The organism is Chryseobacterium sp. 22458 (genome assembly GCF_052044975.1).
In the GTDB taxonomy this organism is placed as follows: Bacteria; Bacteroidota; Bacteroidia; order Flavobacteriales; family Weeksellaceae; genus Chryseobacterium.
Genome location: NZ_JBQEOA010000004.1, coordinates 390,012 through 409,784 on the forward strand (window position 1 = coordinate 390,012; position 19,773 = coordinate 409,784).

A 19,773-nucleotide genomic window follows, 5' to 3' on the forward strand; every position below is an offset into this window, starting at 1 on the left:
TTTAGATTTAATATTCAATAAGTTAGGTGAGGAGGTTGAAAAGTTACACCATGAGTCTGCTGATGTCAAAATTTTATTTCATCTTATTCAACCCTTTATGTAACAAAAGTAGCTGTAGAGGTAAAAAGAAAGGAGGAGATTTGTAATAGATAACAGGAAAGTTATTTGAAACAGTAAAAAGTTTAAACCATTTCAAATAAAAAAAGTAAAATGAAAATAGAACAGATCTACACAGGATGCCTGGCACAGGGAGCTTATTACATCACCTCAGCCGGAGAAGCAGCGATCATTGATCCTCTGAGAGAAACTCAACCCTATATTGACAGATTGAGAGAAGAACAGGTGCAGCTAAAATACATTTTTGAAACCCATTTTCACGCAGATTTTGTCAGTGGACATATTGATTTAAGCAGAAAAACCCAGGCTCCGATAGTTTACGGGCCCACAGCACGTCCCGAATTTGAAGCCACCATTGCAGCAGACGGTCAGTTGTTTGAAATAGGCAATATTAAAATTAAAGTTCTTCATACACCAGGACATACACTGGAAAGTACCTGCTATCTCCTGATTGATGAAAATGGAGTGGAAACAGCCCTTTTCAGTGGAGATACTTTATTCCTTGGCGATGTGGGACGTCCGGATCTTGCCCAGAAAGGAGCTCAGATGACCCAGGAAGAACTTGCAGGGATGCTTTATGAAAGCCTGTATCATAAAATTCTGCCCTTACATGATGATATTACCGTATATCCTGCCCATGGAGCCGGTTCCGCCTGTGGTAAAAATATGCAGAAAGAAACTTTAGACACATTGGGAAACCAGAAGAAAACCAATTATGCCCTTAACCAAAAAGATAAAGAAAGTTTCATTAAAGAAGTAACGGACGGACTCTTGCCTCCGCCTGCCTACTTCGGAATGAATGTTATGATGAATAAAAAAGGATATCACTGCTTTGATGAGGTGCTCTCACAGGGATTACATGCCCTTGTCCCGGAACAGTTTGAGGAAATGGCAGAAGCATCAGGAGCTTTGATTCTGGATGTAAGAAACAACAGTACCTTTGCCAAAGGTTTTATCCCACAGGCTGTCAATATTGGATTAGACGGTGACTTTGCCCCCTGGGTGGGCGCTTTAATTGCTGATGTTAACCAACCTATTTTACTGGTGACAGAAAAAGGGAAAGAGGAAGAAGCGGTAACCCGTTTAAGCAGGGTAGGGTTTGATCATGTTTTAGGATTTCTGGAAGGAGGTTTTGACGCATGGAAAAAAGCAGGGAAGGAGACAGATTCGGTCAACCGTATTTCTGCTGAGCAGTTTGAAAAAGAAATCAGGGGTAAAAAAGTAAAGATCATAGATATAAGACGGGAAAGTGAATACCATGCAGAGCATATTCATGAAGCATACAGTAAACCCTTGGCTTATATCAATGAATGGATTCATGATGTACAGCCACAGGAACATTTTTATATGCATTGTGGAAGCGGGTATAGAAGTACAATGGCAGCAAGCATCCTTCAAGCGAGAGGTTACAGAAATTTTACCGAAATTGAAGGTGGTTTTAAAGCCATTGCTTTTACATCAGTTCCTAAAAGCAATTTTGTGTGCCAGACTAAAATTTTAAATAAATAGGTAAAAAATATGTTGGAGATTATAAAAGAACCTTGGCCATGGTATATTGCAGGTCCTTTGATAGGGCTTACCGTACCTGCTTTATTGCTGATGGGAAATAAATCCTTTGGGATCAGTTCATCATTAAGGCACATCTGTGCAGCCTGTGTACCGGCAAATGTGAATTTTTTCAAATACGACTGGAAAAAAGAAGCCTGGAATCTGTTTTTTGTCCTGGGAATTTTTCTGGGCGGAATGATTGCTGCCAACTTCCTGCTCAATCCTTCGGATATAAAAGTGAATCCTGATCTGAAAACCGAACTCGCCGGATACGGAATTACAGACTACAGCAATCTGGTCCCGGTACAGCTGATGAATTTTGAAAGCCTGCTGACGCTCAGAGGGTTTATCATGATGGTCATAGGTGGCTTTCTGGTAGGCTTTGGAACAAGGTATGCAGGCGGATGCACCAGCGGCCATGCCATTATGGGACTTTCCAATCTGCAGTGGCCTTCTCTGGTAGCAACAATCTGCTTTATGATAGGAGGGTTTTTAATGGCGAATCTTATTCTGCCTGTAATACTTTCCCTGTAAACATCATTTTAAAAGATTTATATCATGATCAAAGAAAGAGAAAATAATAGCTTTTCATCTGATACAAACCGTATCAAAGAGAAAATACATAAATACAAATGGTATCACAACCTGAAATATCTTGCTGCAGGAATTATATTTGGAGTGATCTTCGTAAAAGCAGAGGTGATCAGCTGGTTCAGAATACAGGAAATGTTCCGTCTACAGTCCTTCCATATGTACGGAATTATCGGAAGTGCAGTTTTGGTAGGAATGATCTCTGTAGGGCTGATTAAGAAATTCAATATCAAAACCATCCATGGTGAGCCTATCACAATAGCTTCTAAAAAGTTCAGTAAAGGCCAGATTTATGGCGGACTCATATTCGGTTTTGGCTGGGCCATTACGGGAGCATGCCCGGGACCGCTTTTTGCCCAGATCGGAACAGGAGCCTTAGCCGTATCTGTTACCCTTTTGAGCGCTATTGCAGGAACATGGGTTTATGGCTATTTCAGAGATAAATTACCTCATTAAAGTATTAAAATCATTTTAACTATCGAAGATTTGACGACGTGGCCAAAAAAAGCCTGTGGATCATTTCCACAGGCTTTCGTAGTACAAAATTATGAATAAATGAAGTTCTTAGCTCCCAGTGCCAGATACAGATTGATACGTTCTATTCTGTACTGAAGTTCCAGATTGATGAGGTTCATTTCATTTTTAAGCAGGTCCCTTTGCTTCCGGATGAGTACAAAGCTGCTGTTGGTACCTACCTTGATCTGTTTTTGAGTCAGACTGATATTGTTTTTAAGCTCATTCACTGCACTGACGCTGTAGGTAAGCTGTTTTTCAATAGAATGGAGATTGGCCAAAGAAGATTCAACCTCATTCAGAGCGTTCAGAACGGCTTTTGAATATTCTTCAACAACCTGTTTTTGTTGAGCATTCTTTATTTCCACATTCTTTTTTAATTTTCCGTTGTTAAAGATCGGGGAAACCAATCCGCTGCCCACCTTTAATAAAGGATTTGAAAACAGTGAATTGATCGATTTCACATTACTTCCTGCTGTCCCCAGAGAAGAACTTATACTTAATGACGGAAGTCTGGCTGCTTTGGCCTCCTGTACTTCATAAAAAGCCTTTTCTATCTGAAACTGACCGGCCTGTATATCAGATCTGTTCTCCAGAAGCTGAAGCGGAAAAGATCCGGGAATATCATTTTTTACAGGATTAAAGAAATTCTGTGTGGCCAGTTTCCCTTCCGGGTATTTTCCGGTAAGAAGCTCCAGTGATCTTCTGGATTGAATGTTGGCATTTTTTACCTTTTCGAGATATCCTTCAAGGGAAATGATTTCAGCTGATATATTGGAAATGTCTAAAGCATTGGCCGTTCCCACTTTTTTCTGAATGATATAAAGCTTCTCCAGTTCTCTGGATTTCTGAATATAACTTTCAATCATATCCTCCTGGATGTTTCCTGCAATATTCAGGAAATATGCCTTAGCGATCATACCTGCAATAGACTGGTGCAGCAGTGTATTCTGATGTCTGGCGGAAAAGTAACTGCTGGTGGCTGCCATTTGTGAAGATTTATTTTTACCCCAAAGATCAATTTCCCAGCTGGCCTTCAAGGCAAGACGCCGGATCTGGGCATCACTTACCAAATTATTGGAGGTATTGGCAACAGCACTTACACTTGGGTAAAGATTGCTTCCTGCGATTTCCATAGCCAGTTCGACCTGATTAAGCTTCTCTTTGGCAATGATGAGATCTGCATTATAAAGCATTCCTTCGTTGAGAAGAGCTTCCAGCTGAGGAGTCTTAAGGTCGGTGATCCAATCGTAGGAAAGTGATTTTGAATGCATATTTCTGTCAAAAATCCAGTCATCCGGAATTTCAATGTGGGCGACGATTTCACTTTTTTCTTTGAGCTGATCTATATTTTCTTTAGTAGGTTCTTTATAGCCTATACATGAGCTTAAACCAACGGAAATCATCCCAAGTAAAATTAACTTTTTGTACATTTTAGTGAAGTTTAGGAATCAGGTAATTGATTTTACTGTTGATACGCATCATTACTTTTCGGATGAGATGTAAAGGTTTGAGGTGATCCGAATAAATCACTGCTGTACCTCTTGCCCCTACGGTCAGCTGTTTCTGATCATCTTCCAGTACAAACTTGACAATAAGTTTCCCGTCTGTTTCCGGTAGTTGTCTGGCGGTGTCGGGAAGTCCGGCTACAGATCCGTTTCCTCCAAGCATTCCTCCTGCATTATTCATAATTCCCTGGCTGGTAGCATCAATTACATATTCAAGTCTGGCTTTTACTATTTTTCCAGGTTCTGTTTTAAGGGCAAGCTCTACTTCATCCCCTTTTTTTACCGTTTCCAGTTCATTCTGTGCGAAAAAACCGACAACAGACTGCTGCTTCTGAATCAGAACAAAGGCCGATTTAAAAGGAGCCATAATAGCACCTTCATTCAGCTGTACGTTGGGAATAATACCATCTGTAGGGGCAAGAACCACTGTTTGGGATAAATTCCATTTCGCCTGATCCAGTTTGGCCTGAATCTCGGAAACTGATGAATTCTCACCACCATAAGAGGCATTGGATTTAGTTTCCAGAGACTGTTGCTGTGACTGTGCTGAACTGATACGGGATTGTAGATCCCTGACGTTGGTCTCCGCTTGTTCAAGATCAAACCTATTGGCTGCTCCTGCTGCTACCAGTTCCCTATACTGTGCTACTCTTTTATGGGCAAGGTCCAGCTGAGACTGTAAGCCGGCAATGTTTTTCCGGGAAGCAGAAATATCCGTATTATAAGAACTTACCGTAGCTTTCATATTACTTAGCTTAGCTTCCAGAGATTTGATTTCCTGAAGATAAGGCTCCCTGTCCAGCACAAACAAGGTGTCTCCTTTCTTTACTTCCTGATTAGTGCTTACATACACTTTTTTGACCTTTCCCAAAACCTGGGTGGTAATATCCACACTTCTGTTTCCTACTTTGACGTCAGAAGTAATGGGACAGTAATAATTTAAACTTAATATGAGAGCTATAGATCCGAAAATAGGCAGTGAATACACAACAACCTGTGTAGTAAACGTCCAGGGGATCAACTTTAATTTTTTAATAAGAAGCCAGCATATTCCGGCATATATTGCGATGAGTAATTCCAGCATAAGTGTTAATTTTCAGGAGTTATAAATTCTTTTTCTTCTTCAATAAGGTCTGTGTCTTTTTTCTGATCGTTCTGATTGCCATAATCATAATTGGCCCAGATTAAGGCAACCGGCCATAAAAGGCCTCCAAAAACAAGGGAAAGGAGGCACATGCTTTTTATGGCGTTAAGCTGAGGATGGTTCTTTTTCTCAGCTACTTTTTCCGGATAAATATGAACTTTCCAGAAAAGATAAATGCCTGCAACGGGTAAAACAAGTAAAATGAACCATGATGCAGCATTAGCTATATTGTCTTCTAAATGACCTGTTGATGCCTGAACAAAATTGCATGATAACAGCAGGCAGAGAAGTATTGATATTCTTTGCATAAATAAATTGTATAAGGTAAAAAATGATATTAAATGTAAAACAAGGCAGTAACCTGATGATCAACAAACATGCAGCCGGTTACTTTGAATCTTAAGGGAAGATTAAAGCTTAGTCAATATAAGTTGTATTTTTCAGGTGATATTTTCTCATTTTGCTTTTTTAACGAATGGTGTCTTCGTATTTTGATGAAGCAAAATTAGATCGAATAAAGTGAGAAAAAGTATTCCTAAGTTATTTTTTTCTTTCGTTCCTTTTTTTATGAATTCGGGCTGTCATCCTTGAAAGAGAGTTGGGGGTAATGCCCAGAAAATTAGCAATATACTTTCTGTTGGCATTTTGAGAAGTAAATGGTCTCGTTTCCAGAAACTCTTCATAGCGTGAATGCGGAGAGGTGGAACAAAACTGCTCTATGCGTGTCTTTGATATAGTAATGATCATCTTCAGAGACTTGAGATATACATTATAAATGCCCCTGTGCTGAAATGCGATGTCTTCAAATTCATTTTTGCTGAACAGGAAGAGTTGGCTTTCAATAACGGCTTCTATAGTGTATTTTCTTTCAGTCTCACCAGAATAGGACTCCGGGGCTTCCATAATGGCAGCCTCCTTTTCTGAGGGGAGAAAAAGGTTACTTTCAATTCCGTTTTCATCATCAAAGAAAAATCTCAGCAGCCCGTGAGACATAATGAATAAATGGTTAAAAGACTGACCAGGCTCAGCCAGCTTCTCTTTTTTACGAAGAAGCCTCGGAGTACTGATGCTGACCAGGATATTGATTTCTTCATCAGACAGCTCCTGAAAGAAAGGAATATTCCTGAATGTTTTAAAAGAATCCATTACAGCAGTAAAGATAAATAAAAATAACAAACAGATATTCCTTGATTCGCCCGAGGATTTCATAGAAGTTTTTTTTAGATTTGTTGGGGATTAATAATTTGAGATACCATGAACAATAACCGAAGAAGTTTTATAAAAAAACTGGGAATTGCAACAGCAGCACTCGCCGTAAACCCGCTGGATCTGATGGCTGCCGGATTACCGGAAAATACATCTGCTGAAGCAATCAATAAACCGATTGTACTTTCTACCTGGAATTTCGGTCTTAAAGCTAACGAAGAAGCCTGGACTATTCTGGGAAAAGGGGGGAAAGCTTTGGATGCCGTTGAAAAAGGAGTTCGTCTCGTAGAACTGGATCCCAAGGAAAGAAGTGTAGGGTATGGAGGCCGTCCGGACAGAGACGGAAGTGTAACGCTGGATGCCTGTATCATGGACGAAAATTATAATATCGGTTCGGTAGCATGTCTGGAACATATTAAAAACCCGATTTCCGTTGCCAGAGCGGTAATGGAAAAGACCCCTCACGTAATGCTTGTAGGAGACGGTGCATTACAGTTTGCCCTTTCGCAAGGTTTTAAAAAAGAAAACCTACTCACTCCCGAATCAGAAAAAGAATGGAAAGAATGGCTGAAAACCAGTCAGTATAAACCTATTGCCAATATTGAAAACCATGATACCATCGGTATGATTGCTCTGGATGCTCATGGAAACCTTTCAGGTGCCTGTACAACGAGCGGGATGGCTTTTAAAATGCATGGAAGAGTAGGTGATTCTCCTATTATTGGTGCCGGTTTATTCGTTGATAATGAAGTGGGAGCTGCAACAGCAACCGGACATGGTGAAGAGGTGATAAGAACAGTAGGTACCCATCTGGTTGTTGAACTGATGAGACAGGGCAGAAATCCGCAGGAAGCCTGTAAAGAAGCAGTGGACAGAATTGTAAAGATCAATCAGAGAAGAAATAAAAACCTGAAGGATATTCAGGTAGGCTTTATTGCCATCAACAAAAAAGGAGAATACGGTTCTTACTGTATTCAGGATGGGTTCAACTTTGCGGTTTACGACCAGAAAGGAAACCGTCTTGAGAAACCTGAATTTGCGTTGAAATAATATACAAAGGTGTAAAGACGATCTTTATCAGGAATATAGACCAAAACAAAATATGAAAAGAACGATTATCGCTTCCTTATTTTTAATCACAGCGTGTAAGGAAGAAAAGAAGGAGAGTATAACAATGACAGAACCTGGGATTCAGCAGGCAAAAGAAAAAGTGGTTTTGAATACAGCTGCAACACCGGATCATGATTCCGGAGAAGCCAAAAAGTGGCTGGAGAAAAGTATTGTAGAATATTTTAAAGCAGATCTTGTGAGCCAGGATAAAAATATGCAGAAAATGACTACGCAAGAGTACTATGATTATAAAACCGATGCTACGAATGTAGATCTTGATATAGACGGAAGCCTTACTGAGAAAGAATTTAAAGACAAATGGAAAAACAAATTCAATACAGATAAGGCCGGAATCGGGGTCGGGTTTCTTATCCCTGCTCAGGATTGGAATAATATTGAGGTGGAGAGCTGTGAATTAAAATCCTCTTCAAAAAATGAATATACCTTTAATGTAGTGCTGAGAGATGATGGTTATAAAGCTAAATATCCGTCAGTGATAAAAGTAATCAAAGAAAACGGGAGCTTTCTGATTGCAGATGTATTGCAGGATGAACCGAAATAAAATTAAACAGATACAATGTCAAAAATAGAAATAGCATGCTTTAATCCCGAATCGGCAATCATTGCTTTTGAGAACGGAGCAGACAGAATCGAATTATGTGACGGGCTGAATGAGGGAGGAACAACTCCGGGTTTTGAAACCACCAGACAGCTTCGTGAGAAAATCAACATTCCGATTTTTGTCATGATTCGTCCAAGAGGAGGAGACTTTACGTATTCTGAATCTGAATTGGAACAGATGAAAAAAGATCTGGTTCAATTGAAATCCTTAAACGTAGATGGCTTTGTGTTTGGAATCCTGAATGAAAATGATGAGGTGGATGTTGCGAAGAACAAAGCTTTGGTAGAATTGGCAGCACCGTTTCAGTGCACATTTCACCGGGCATTCGACCGGGCAAAAAATCTGGAAAATTCTTTAGAAAAAGTAATAGAATGTGGTTTTACAACCATCCTTACTTCAGGTCAGAAACCTAATGTGTCAGAAGGAAAAGAGAATCTGAAAAAACTGGTTGAGCTTTCTGACGGCAGAATAGAAATTCTGGTAGGAGGCGGACTTCGATCTTCGAATATTGAAGAACTGAGAGCTTTCACCAATGCAGGGTATTTTCATTCTTCGGCCATTACAGATGGTGGTGCTTTTGCCAATCCGGCGGAGGTTGTTGCGCTGAAGAATAAATAAACTAGAATTATCCTTCACTTTGTCATTTTAAAAATAGTGAGGAATGGTAAAATGATTGGGATGAATAGAATTATAAGGTGATAATAGAAGTGAAATCTGTACTGGAATTAAAACCTATTTTTCACTCACAGGTACTGACCTATTTGAAACAGGCCCATATCAAACTGGGATTACTTATTAATTTTAATAGCGAACTTATTAAATATGGAATTCATAGAATCGTAAACAAACTTATTAATGAATAAAACTATCCTTTTTGCTTTCACCTTCATTCAGACGTTTATTGCTGCTCAGTCTTCGGAAAAGAAACTGGCTTCTGAGAACTGGCAGTTCAAAAATTCGAAAGATCAGCACTGGCTTCCTGCAAAGATACCGGGAACAGTTCATCTGGATCTGATGAATAATAAGGTTATTCCTGATCCTTTCAAAGATGAAAATGAAAAGAAAGTACAATGGGTAGAAAATGAAGACTGGGACTATCAGACCCATTTCAGTATTTCTCAGAAAGAACTGGAAAATCACCATGCCAACCTTGTATTCAACGGACTAGATACTTTTTCAGAAATCTATCTGAACGGAAAACTGCTGAAAAAAACAGATAATATGTTCAGGAAGTGGGAAATTCCGGTGAAAGGCTTGTTGAGAAAAGGGGAGAATGAACTGAGGATTACATTCAGATCTGCTGTGGAAGAAGGAAAAAGACGGGCTAAGCAGGTTCCGTTCACAATGCCGGAGTCACCGAGAAGTTTTGTAAGAAAAGCACAGTATCAGTTTGGCTGGGATTGGGGACCCAGATTGGTAACGGCAGGAATCTGGAAGGATGTAAAAATTGAATTCTGGAATATTGCAAAGATTGAAACCATTCAGATTGAGCAAAAAAAATTATCAGGTAAAACTGCTGATCTAGATATTCATACTTCAATTTTGGCTGAAAAAGAAGGAAAGTATACTTTCAGGATCAATGATGAGGTGAATACAGTTCAGTTAAAAAAAGGAAATAACCGGCTCACTATTCCTTTTGCCATTAAGAACCCGAAGCTGTGGCAGCCTAATGGATGGGGAGAAGCATTTCTTTATGATATGAAATTTTCATTGAATAAAGATTCGGAAGTGCTTTCAGATGAAGAGATGAAATTAGGGTTGAGAACAATAGAGCTCGTACAGGAAAAAGATGCCGGAGGAAAATCATTTTATTTTAAGGTCAATGGTAATCCGTTGTATATCAAAGGTACCAATTGGATTCCGGGAGATAGTTTTTCACCACGCATGACGGAAGGAAAATATCAAAAGCTGATCAGGGACGCCAAAGAAGCCAATATGAATATGATCCGTATCTGGGGCGGAGGAATTTATGAAGATGATGAATTCTACAAAGCCTGCGATGAAAACGGAATTCTGGTGTGGCAGGACTTCATGTTTGCAGGAAGTTTTTATCCGGGAGACGAAACGTTTTTAGCCAATGTAAAAAAAGAAGTGAAAGATCAGGTCAGCAGACTTCAGAATCACCCTTCAGTTGCTTTATGGTGCGGAAATAACGAAATAGATGAAGCCATTGTCAACTGGGGATATCAGAAGCAGTTCAAATATTCAAAAAATGATTCCCTTCAGGTTTGGAAAGATTATAAAAAGCTGTTTCATGATCTGATTCCTAATACATTAAAAGAAAATCTTACGGCAGATAAAAATATTTACTGGCCCAGTTCTCCTTCGATCGGATGGGGACATAAGGAAAGTCTTACAGAAGGGGACTCCCATTATTGGGGCGTATGGTGGGGCGAGCAGCCATTTGAAATTTATAACGAAAAAGTAGGAAGGTTTATGTCTGAATATGGCTTCCAGGGGATGCCGACACTTGCAACCACAAAAACTATGTTTTCAGGAGTTCCGGATCTTAGCTTACATAATTCAGTCATAAAGGCTCACGAAAAGCATGCGAGAGGCTGGGAGATTATCAATGAATACATGAAGAGGGATTATCATGTTCCGGCAGATTTCGTAAAATACAATTATATTTCCCAATTATTACAGGCCCGTGGGATGCAGATTGCAATCGAGGCTCACCGTCGTGCAAAACCATACAATATGGGGACTTTATACTGGCAGCTTAATGACTGCTGGCCGGTGGTTTCATGGTCTTCTATTGATTATCTCGGGAATTGGAAAGCTTTCCATTATCAGGCAAAAAGAAGCTTTGAACCTCTGTTGATATCCGTTGCAGAAACAGAAAAAGCCTATGATATTTATTTTATTAATGATTTAATGAATGCTGTATCCGCAGATTCCGGGGCAGAGTTATTTGATTTTGACGGTAATTTTCTGTGGGGAATAGATGCTGCAGATAAGATAAGGGCCAATTCCAGTGAGAAACACTTTGAAATTTCAAAAACAGAATTCTCAAAGTTTGATTTGTCAAAAGCGGTATTGAAAACGTATGTTAAGAATGAATCATTGAAACAGGAAAATTTATTTTTCTTTAAAAAACCGAAAGACTTAAAGCTTACAAAACCGGATATTACAATTAAAAAAATATCTCCGACAGAAATTGAAGTTTCAACCGATGTTTTCGCAAAAGATGTCTATCTGATAGGAGATACGCATTTCAGTGATAATTTCTTTGACCTTCTTCCAAAAACTTCAAAAAGGATTACCCTTTCAAAATCTTTGGAGAACATTGAAGTGATGAGTCTTTGGGATACCGGAAATTAAAATCTGTGTTTTTCAGTAAAGAAATTATATTTTAAATAAAATTCCATAATAATCTGATTAATTACCAAAAATTGGTAACTTTGATGTGTTAAGTTTAAAACCAATATATAATGGGACGGAATACATCAGTTTCTTTAGGTGACTATTTTGAAGACTTTGTTGACCATAAGATTTCAGAAGGAAGGTACAAAAATGCGAGTGAAGTAATTCGTGCAGGCTTGAGATTGCTGGAAGAAGAAGAAAATAAAATTCAGCTTTTGAAAAATGCTTTGAAAGAAGGTATTGAAAGTGGTATAGCCGCTGATTTTGACCCGGAAAAACATTTGACATTATTAAAGAGCAAAATGAAAAAATAAGTGGCTGAATATATGTTTACCCATAAAGCGGTTGAAGATCTTTCCAAAATTTATGAATATACTTATAAATTTTGGTCAGAAGCTCAGGCGGATAAATATTATTTTGAATTAATTTATTTTTGTCAGATGCTTGCTGAAAATCCTAAAATGGGAAAACGTTATAGCGATATAGCTCCGGATATTTTGGGTTTTCTTTCCAATAAACATATTATTTTTTATCGAATAGTAAAGATGAATACAATTGAAATTATCAGAATCCTTGGGGCAGAAATGGATTTGAAAAATAGAATTAAAGGCTAAAAAAATCAAGGCAAAAGCTATTACATCTGTACATTCCAATACTCTGTGAGTTTGCAGGAATTCTACCCAAAAAAATATAAATTTTACCTTTCCAACTGAAAAATCAGCCGTAAATTTGCAGTATATTTTTTTACAGTTATGGTAAATTTTGTTCTGATTGCAGTGTGCATTGTGGCAGGGATGATATTCAAAGCAACAAAATCTATCCACCCGGATGCCCACAAAGGCATCAATACCTGGATTCTTTATCTTGCTCTTCCGGCCGTTTCCTTTAAATATCTGCCTAAAGTAAAATGGACAACAGAAATGCTGTTCCCGATTCTAGCTACGTTTCTCATCTCCGTTTTCTGCTTCTTTTTTATGATGTTTTACAGTAAAAGTAAGGGATATTCAAGGCGCTCCAGAAGTACTCTGGAATTGGCAAGCGGTTATAGCAATACCTCTTTCATCGGTTTTCCTCTCATCAGTGCTTTTTATGGGGAAGGATTATTAAGTATCGCCATCATATGTGACCAGACCATGTTTTTTGCCCTTTCTACCTTAGGAATAATTGCGGCTGTAAAAGGAGGCAGCAAATCAGGAAAGGTGAGTGCTCTGTTTATTTTAAAAAGGCTGATCACTTTTCCGCCATTAATAGGTTGTATTTCGGCTTTGGTGTTATCACAGTTTATTGATTTTACTGCTGCAGAGCCGTTCTTTGATAAGTTAGCTGCTACAGTAAGCCCTCTGGCATTATTTTCAGTAGGATTGCAGCTGAAATTTAACGGATGGAAAAAATTGATTCCGCAGATGTCGATGTCAATGCTTTATAAGCTGATTCTGGCACCTGCAATTGTTGTTGGGCTGGCTTTGTTGTTTAAAATAAAAGGCGATGTTGCCAAAATCACGGTATTTGAAGCGGCGATGCCAACATTGGTTACCTCAAGTATTATTGCGGAACAGTTCAGATTGAATACAAAACTGACCAATCTGATCATCGGAGTCAGCATTATTGTAGGCTTTTTTACATCAGCATTTTGGTATAAAATTACTGAACTGCTTTTTTAACCACAAAAGTCACAAAAGTTTTTGAAACTTAAGTTGATTTTAAATTGATCAAGTTTGTGTATAAGAAGTACACATAAGCTTTAAAAATCTTAGATTTTTACTTAAATTATCTTAAAACCTTCATTCTCCTTAATGGTTTAAAAACAGTTGCATTATTAAATAGTAAGAAGATTTACCGTCACCATTTTCATTGAATCATAAAGCCAAAAGAAATTTCCGCAAAGTTGCAGTTTTCTGAAGAAAAATCTAATTTTACACTTTAAATATTTCCCTTGCAATACGCTCAAATTGTTTTACCACTGAATTTAAAAGGATCTTTTACCTATAAAGTTCCTGAAGAACTGATGTCTGAGATCCAGCCCGGAATGAGAGTGCTTGTTCCGTTTGGAGGAAAGAAAATCTATACCGGAATTGTATTTGAGCTTCATGATAATGCTCCGGAAAGTTTTGTGGCAAAAGAAGTGATCAGTATGCTGGATGATAAACCCATTCTTCCTGAAGAACAACTTCGTTTCTGGAACTGGCTTTCAGATTATTACCTGTGCGGGCTTGGAGAAATTTATCGCTTTGCTTTTCCTTCCTCTTTGAAGCTGGAAAGTGAAACATATTTAAAACTGAAACCGGGAGCAGTAGTAGATTTTGAAAACCTGGATGTGAATGAAATGTATCTGATCCAGGCATTGGAAGTGCGTCAGCTGATTAATCTGACAGATATTGAAGCATTCATTCCCAAAAAAGATATTATCAAAACAATCAATTCTCTGATTGATCTGCAATATATTGAAATTGACGAGAAAATTGCTGAGAAATATAAAGCCAAAGAAGTAGCGTATGTCAGGATCAGGGATGAGGTTTTACAACAGAACCTCCCGGATATCCTGATCAGGCTTAATAAAGCACGGAAACAGAAGGACCTTTTCCTTGCGATTCTTGAAAAGCAGACAGAACATCCTGAAACTCCTATTAAAAAAGCCGAACTGTTTGAAGATGGCTATTTCGGAAGCTCTCATTTTAAACCCCTTGCAGATAAAGGCCTGGTAGAGGAATACTATATGCAGAAAGACAGGATCGAGAGCTATGAAGGAGAACTTGAAGAACTTGAAGAACTCTCTGAACAGCAGAAAACAGCTAAATCTGAAATAGATGAAGCCTTTGAAGAAGGTAAAAATGTACTGCTTCACGGGGTCACTTCTTCCGGGAAAACCCATATTTATCTGGAGAAAATAGAAGAGTGTATTAGATCCGGAAAAAACGTTCTGTTCCTGCTTCCCGAAATTTCTCTGACCAAACAGATTACCCAGCGGTTAGAAAAGAAATACGGGAAACAGCTTGGATTTTACCATCAGAAGCTAACGGATTTTGAAAAGGTGGAAGTATGGAGAAGAATCAGGCAGAATGATATCCGTATTCTGATCGGAACCCGTAATGCCCTGTTTCTGCCTTATCAGAATTTAGGATTGATCGTGGTAGACGAAGAGCACGATTCCGCATACAGACCTAGAGAAGCTTCTCCTTATTTCAATGCTAAAGATTCGGCATTGGTTTTGGGTGGTTTTTATAAGGGCGGAGTTATTTTAGGCTCTGCAACCCCTTCTGTTGAAAGCTATTACAGGGCAAGAAAAGATAAGATGAAATATGTTTTCCTGGATGAAAGGTTCGGGAACGTGAGTCTGCCGGAATATGAGCTGATCAATTTTAAGGAAGCCCAGGATTCTAAAAAAGTCTCCGGAAATTTCTCTTCAAGGCTTATTGAGGATATGAAGAAGACAGTGGATGATCATAATCAGGTGATTGTACTTCACAACCGCCGTGGCTATGCCAATGTTGTGGAATGCGAAACCTGTGGTTATGTGAATTACTGCTCCAACTGTGATGTGGTAATGACTTATCATAAAGCAGCCAATGAAATGAAATGCCACTATTGCGGGCAAAGAGCCTCAAAACCGAAAACCTGCCCGAAATGTCATTCTGAAAACCTGAATGAAAGAGGAGTAGGAGTAGAGCAGATTCATGAAGAAGTTTCAAAATTATTCCCGGATAATGAGGTAGACAGGATGGATGTAGATTCCATGCGTAAGAAATTTGCCTACGAAAAGCTCTATGAAAAAATAGAAGAAAGAGAAACGGATATTGTGGTGGGTACGCAGATGATTTCAAAAGGGCTTGATTTTGACCATATTGAGCTGGTAGCCATTCCGAAAGCGGATTCTCTTCTGTATGTGCAGGATTTCAGAGCCGAAGAAAGAGCTTATCAGCTGATCACACAGGTTTCAGGAAGAGCGGGAAGAGTTTCCGGAAAAGGAAAAATCCTGATTCAGACTTATAATCCCGATCATTCCGTATTTCAGCTGATCAAGATGAATAATCCGGCGAAGATCTATAAATATATCCTTACAGAACGACAGAAATTCCACTACCCGCCGTTTACCAAACTGATTATGATTGAGCTGAAACACAGAAGAGAAGATAAAGCAGACCGTGCTTCCCAGTTTCTGGGCTCCATCTTAAGAAAATACCTGCCGGAAGATTGCGTTTTAGGACCTGAAAGAGCACAGATTGCCAGACTGAATAATTTATATCAGTTCCAGATTATGTTGAAACTGCCCCGTGGTAAAAACTATGAAAAGTTCAAGAATATGGTTTTGATAAGTTTGAAAGAATTTGATGAAATCACTGCATATCAAAGCATTAAAAAAGATGTTTTTGTGGATTTTTAACAATTTTTAACAAACTTTAGACTCTTTTATAAGACGGCTATAACCTGTTATATAACAATAATTTCTACTTTTGGACGTTGATTAAGTGTTTGGCTTTTTAACTGAATGATTTAACCTATCATTTTTTACAGAGTCAAAAACTATAGAACAAAAAGAAGATAGATGGTAAATTACAGAAAATATATTTCAAGTGCAGCGGTGTTGGCTTCCGGTTTTTTCCTGGCTCAATCTACCGTTTCTACCGTTCTTTATTCTCAGAATTATGACAATCAGAAAAACAGTTTGAATTTGCCTTCCCCCGTTAGTTCGGTGGTGGAAAAGACTGTGTTGTCAGCAAAAGAGCTTGTAGATATTAATGTAAACACAATGATGTCGGATCCTGTGCTGAAAAATGCACACTGGGGGTTTGTTGTGTATGATCCGAAAACGAAGAAAGTGATTTCTTCGTACAATGAAAGCAGCCCGTTGGTTCCTGCTTCAACGACCAAATTACTGACCACAGAAACGGCTTTAAATCTCCTTGGTGAAAACTACCGGTGGATGACCCAGCTGGAATACTCCGGAACCGTTGATGAAACGGGAACTCTGAACGGAAATCTTTACATCGTAGGAAGCGGAGACCCTTCTTTGGGAACCAATAAAGCAGGAGCTTGGTCGTACAGAGACATTATTTCAGACTTCGTAGGTGGACTTTCACGAGAGGGAATCCGAAAGGTAAATGGCGATATTATCATTCAGACAGCGCTTTTCAAAGGCAATATTTCAATGCTTCCGGAAAATGTTGTATGGCTGGAAAACAATAATTATTATCTGCCTGCCGGAACAACCCGTGGAATTAATCCTGCCAATGAAAAGCTGATTGTAAAAAAAGGAGGTTTTTCTGCTGAAAAGAAATTCTTTTACGTTTCTCCTTATGCCCACCAGATGGTATATGCTGAAAAATATGACGGAGACGGTATTCTGACCACAAAACTTCCGGATGCACCGGCCTACCTGGCCAATTCTTTCAGAACCACACTGGTAAAAAGCGGAATTCCCGTTACCGGAAAAGTGACTCCAAAAATGACGGATGCAGCTCCTGAAAGCAGAAAAATGCTATCTGCCTACAAATCTCCCACTTTAAGTGATATTGTTTATTATACCAATCAGCACAGTGATAATTCGTTAGCAGAAGCTTTATTAAGAACAGTAGGGTTCCAGAAAATGGGAGACCAGACTTCCGAGTCAGGGAGAATTGTTGTTACAGATCACCTGAAAGAAGCAGGCTTCGATATGATGGGGCTTAATTATATGGATGGAAGCGGACTTTCAAGAGGAAATAACGTGACTCCTATTTCTCAGGTGAAATTCCTGACTTCTTTAATGGACGAAAAGTATTACAGAGCTTATCTGACTTCTTTACCGATTGGTGGACAGTCAGGGACTTTAAAAAGAATGTTTTTAGGACAAGGTAACGGACAGGTATTTGCTAAAACCGGAACTCTGAATAAAGTAAAAACACTGGCAGGATATCTGAAGACCAACTCAGGTAAAACTCTTGTTTTTTCTTTAATGGTCAACAACTATTCCGGTTCGGTAGATATGGTTAAAAAAAGAATGGAAAAAATTCTTGAACCCGCACTGGATCTCTAAAAATATTTTGTTTTATATATTATTACAGCCTTTTAATCATTGATTAAAAGGTTTTTTTTATATTTGATTAAATATTTCGAAGTATGAAAAAAGTCTATCTCCTGATGTTTGTTTCTTTACTATGCCAACCGTTTTACGGGCAGAAACAAGGAGAAAATATTGGTAAAAAAGGATTGCTTGAAAAAGAAAAAAAATCCTTTGCCCACAAAATGAATGCGGGTAATACCAATCCCAACACCCTGAATTATGATCTGCAGTATCAGAGAATGGATGTCAGCCTGGATCCTGCAGTGTATAATATTTCCGGATCTGTAACTTCTCATTTTAAGCCTACTCAGAATATGGGAATCATTTACTTCGATCTTTCCAATTCGTTGACAGTTTCCCAGGTGAAGTATCATGGAACCAATATCACCGCTTTTCAGCAGTTGCCCACAAAGGAATTGAAGATTGATTTTCCGGCTTCTATTCCTGCCAATACTTTAGACTCTCTTACCGTCTATTATTCCGGAGCTCCGTCTACAGCTGGGGGTGCCTTTACCACCGGGTCCCAGGGAGGAACTGCCGTTCTTTCCACGCTGAGTGAGCCTTATGGTGCACAAGACTGGTTTCCTACCAAACAGAGCCTGAATGATAAGATCGAAAAGTTTGATTTCAAAATTACAACCCCTCAAAACTACAGTGTGGCGGCTAATGGGAAACTGATGTCCGAAACTGCTCTTCCCAACAATAAGAAACTTACTTTCTGGAGGACAATGTATCCTACGGCAGCTTATCTGATAGCCCTGTCTATTACTAATTTTGTTGTGCTGAATGATACAATCGGAAATCCTCCGTTTCCGTTTGTGAATTATATTTACCCTTCCACTTCCACCAATCCGTCCAATATGACCGATATTGAATGGACCAAACAGATCATGAATACTTTTGAAAACTATTTCGGGGCGTACCCTTTCCGTAATGAAAAATACGGACATATGCAGTATGCTTACGGAGGCGGAATGGAGCATCAGACAATGTCTTCCATGGGAGGTTTTAATAAAACACTTATTGCTCATGAGCTGGCCCATCAGTGGTTCGGAGACAAAGTAACATGCGGTGCATGGAATGATATCTGGCTGAATGAAGGTTTTGCTACCTTTGGAGAACATGTGGCTTACGAAAAGCTGATCATGACCAATACGGAATTTTTAAATTATCTGAGAAGCCAGATTGATTTTATTACAAGCAGTGCAGGGGGAAGTGTGTATGTTCCTGATTCCGGACTTTCCAGTGTCAACAGGATATTTGACAGCAGACTTTCCTATGCAAAAGGCGGCTATGTTCTGAGAATGATGAAATGGATCCTGGGAGATGCCGCTTTTTATCAGGCTCTTAAGGAATATCATGCAAGACCGGCTCTTGCCTACAATTATGTAAGAACTTCAGATCTTAATGCTTCATTTCTTCAGTCTACAGGAAAAGATTTTACAGAATTTTTTAATGATTGGGTTACAGGTGAAGGATATCCTACTTATACTATAAGATGGCAGCAGTCCGGTAATCAGGCGTTGTTTAAAGTTTCACAAACGCAAAGCAGTTCTGCAGTCGGTTTTTTTGAAATGCCTTTACCGGTAAAAGTAAACGGTACAGGTGGAGAGACCGCTTATTTTGTGCTTGATAATACCTCCAATAATCAATATTTTCCGCAGAGTGTATCTTTCCCTATTGCAAGTGTTCAGTTTAATTATGACTATCAGATTCTTGAAAAAAACTCTACGGTTATAAAAGACAATACACTAAGTGTGTCATCGGTAGAGAAGGAAGATTTCGGCTTATATCCTAATCCGGCTAAAAATGAATTGTATCTGAAAGGAATTAACAAGATGACGGATTTCTCAATTCATGCCATAGATGGAAAACTAATAAGAAAAGCCACTTATCAACCTGGAAAAGCAATAGGAATTTCAGAACTGGTTCCGGGAGCTTATATTTTTACGGTTGATGAGAAAAATATTAAGTTTATTAAGCATTAGAAATTGAAATATAACTTTAAAGA

The 19,773-nt window shown here is 38.8% G+C and carries 18 protein-coding genes; 14 read left to right on the forward strand and 4 right to left on the reverse strand.

Features of this window, described 5'->3' with window-relative positions; translation table 11 throughout:
- Positions 1–210 precede the first annotated feature (210 nt).
- The 3 genes from ACTJJF_RS16050 to ACTJJF_RS16060 are packed head-to-tail and all read left to right on the forward strand — an operon-like array spanning position 211 to position 2,712.
- Positions 211–1,626 (forward strand): MBL fold metallo-hydrolase, encoded by a 1,416-nt coding sequence (locus ACTJJF_RS16050; protein ID WP_440700288.1) that lies wholly within the window; start codon positions 211–213, stop codon positions 1,624–1,626.
- Positions 1,627–1,635: 9 nt separating this feature from the next.
- The gene (locus tag ACTJJF_RS16055; protein ID WP_312299686.1) at positions 1,636–2,199 is read left to right on the forward strand and encodes a YeeE/YedE family protein; all 564 of its coding nucleotides are present in this window, start codon (positions 1,636–1,638) and stop codon (positions 2,197–2,199) included.
- 24 nt (positions 2,200–2,223) lie between these two features.
- Positions 2,224–2,712, forward strand: coding sequence for a DUF6691 family protein (locus ACTJJF_RS16060; RefSeq protein WP_440700289.1), 489 nt, complete (start codon positions 2,224–2,226; stop codon positions 2,710–2,712).
- A gap of 89 nt (positions 2,713–2,801) precedes the next feature.
- On the opposite strand, the gene ACTJJF_RS16065 is transcribed toward ACTJJF_RS16060, so the two are convergent.
- The 4 genes from ACTJJF_RS16065 to ACTJJF_RS16080 form a co-directional block, all read right to left on the reverse strand.
- Entirely contained in the window at positions 2,802–4,202 is a 1,401-nt protein-coding gene (locus tag ACTJJF_RS16065) for a TolC family protein (protein WP_440700290.1), read from the reverse strand.
- A 1-nt stretch (position 4,203) separates the two neighbouring features.
- On the reverse strand, positions 4,204–5,361 hold the full coding sequence (locus tag ACTJJF_RS16070; protein WP_440700291.1) for an HlyD family secretion protein: 1,158 nt from the start codon (positions 5,359–5,361) through the stop codon (positions 4,204–4,206).
- 5 nt (positions 5,362–5,366) lie between these two features.
- Positions 5,367–5,729 (reverse strand): DUF3302 domain-containing protein, encoded by a 363-nt coding sequence (locus ACTJJF_RS16075; RefSeq protein WP_312299678.1) that lies wholly within the window; start codon positions 5,727–5,729, stop codon positions 5,367–5,369.
- 232 nt (positions 5,730–5,961) lie between these two features.
- A complete protein-coding gene (locus ACTJJF_RS16080; RefSeq protein WP_440700292.1) occupies positions 5,962–6,630 on the reverse strand; it encodes a Crp/Fnr family transcriptional regulator in 669 nt (222 codons plus the stop codon).
- A 45-nt stretch (positions 6,631–6,675) separates the two neighbouring features.
- Here ACTJJF_RS16080 and ACTJJF_RS16085 point away from each other — a divergent pair, with 45 nt between their 5' ends.
- From ACTJJF_RS16085 to ACTJJF_RS16135, 11 genes are all read left to right on the forward strand, one after another.
- Positions 6,676–7,677 carry an isoaspartyl peptidase/L-asparaginase family protein gene (locus ACTJJF_RS16085; protein ID WP_440700293.1) on the forward strand — a complete coding sequence of 334 codons (1,002 nt, stop codon included), beginning with the start codon at positions 6,676–6,678 and terminating at the stop codon, positions 7,675–7,677.
- 52 nt (positions 7,678–7,729) lie between these two features.
- The gene (locus ACTJJF_RS16090) at positions 7,730–8,299 is read left to right on the forward strand and encodes a hypothetical protein (RefSeq protein ID WP_440700294.1); all 570 of its coding nucleotides are present in this window, start codon (positions 7,730–7,732) and stop codon (positions 8,297–8,299) included.
- Between the two features lie 15 nt (positions 8,300–8,314).
- Positions 8,315–8,977: a copper homeostasis protein CutC gene (locus tag ACTJJF_RS16095; protein WP_440700295.1), complete on the forward strand. Its 663-nt coding sequence runs from the start codon at positions 8,315–8,317 to the stop codon at positions 8,975–8,977.
- 77 nt (positions 8,978–9,054) lie between these two features.
- Positions 9,055–9,222, forward strand: coding sequence for a GxxExxY protein (locus ACTJJF_RS16100; protein WP_440700296.1), 168 nt, complete (start codon positions 9,055–9,057; stop codon positions 9,220–9,222).
- Entirely contained in the window at positions 9,215–11,683 is a 2,469-nt protein-coding gene (locus tag ACTJJF_RS16105) for a beta-mannosidase (RefSeq protein ID WP_440700297.1), read from the forward strand. The genes ACTJJF_RS16100 and ACTJJF_RS16105 overlap by 8 nt, the downstream gene beginning before the upstream one ends.
- 110 nt (positions 11,684–11,793) lie before the next feature.
- Positions 11,794–12,039 carry a type II toxin-antitoxin system ParD family antitoxin gene (locus ACTJJF_RS16110; protein ID WP_276161247.1) on the forward strand — a complete coding sequence of 82 codons (246 nt, stop codon included), beginning with the start codon at positions 11,794–11,796 and terminating at the stop codon, positions 12,037–12,039.
- 12 nt (positions 12,040–12,051) lie between these two features.
- The gene (locus ACTJJF_RS16115; RefSeq protein ID WP_338129734.1) at positions 12,052–12,339 is read left to right on the forward strand and encodes a type II toxin-antitoxin system RelE/ParE family toxin; all 288 of its coding nucleotides are present in this window, start codon (positions 12,052–12,054) and stop codon (positions 12,337–12,339) included.
- 138 nt (positions 12,340–12,477) lie between these two features.
- The gene (locus ACTJJF_RS16120) at positions 12,478–13,386 is read left to right on the forward strand and encodes an AEC family transporter (RefSeq protein ID WP_312299659.1); all 909 of its coding nucleotides are present in this window, start codon (positions 12,478–12,480) and stop codon (positions 13,384–13,386) included.
- 272 nt (positions 13,387–13,658) lie between these two features.
- Positions 13,659–16,103 carry a replication restart helicase PriA gene (priA, locus tag ACTJJF_RS16125; protein WP_440700298.1) on the forward strand — a complete coding sequence of 815 codons (2,445 nt, stop codon included), beginning with the start codon at positions 13,659–13,661 and terminating at the stop codon, positions 16,101–16,103.
- A 162-nt stretch (positions 16,104–16,265) separates the two neighbouring features.
- Positions 16,266–17,735, forward strand: coding sequence for a D-alanyl-D-alanine carboxypeptidase/D-alanyl-D-alanine endopeptidase (gene dacB / locus ACTJJF_RS16130; protein WP_312299655.1), 1,470 nt, complete (start codon positions 16,266–16,268; stop codon positions 17,733–17,735).
- An 83-nt stretch (positions 17,736–17,818) separates the two neighbouring features.
- A complete protein-coding gene (locus tag ACTJJF_RS16135; protein WP_440700299.1) occupies positions 17,819–19,750 on the forward strand; it encodes a M1 family aminopeptidase in 1,932 nt (643 codons plus the stop codon).
- The last annotated feature ends 23 nt before the right edge of the window (positions 19,751–19,773 follow it).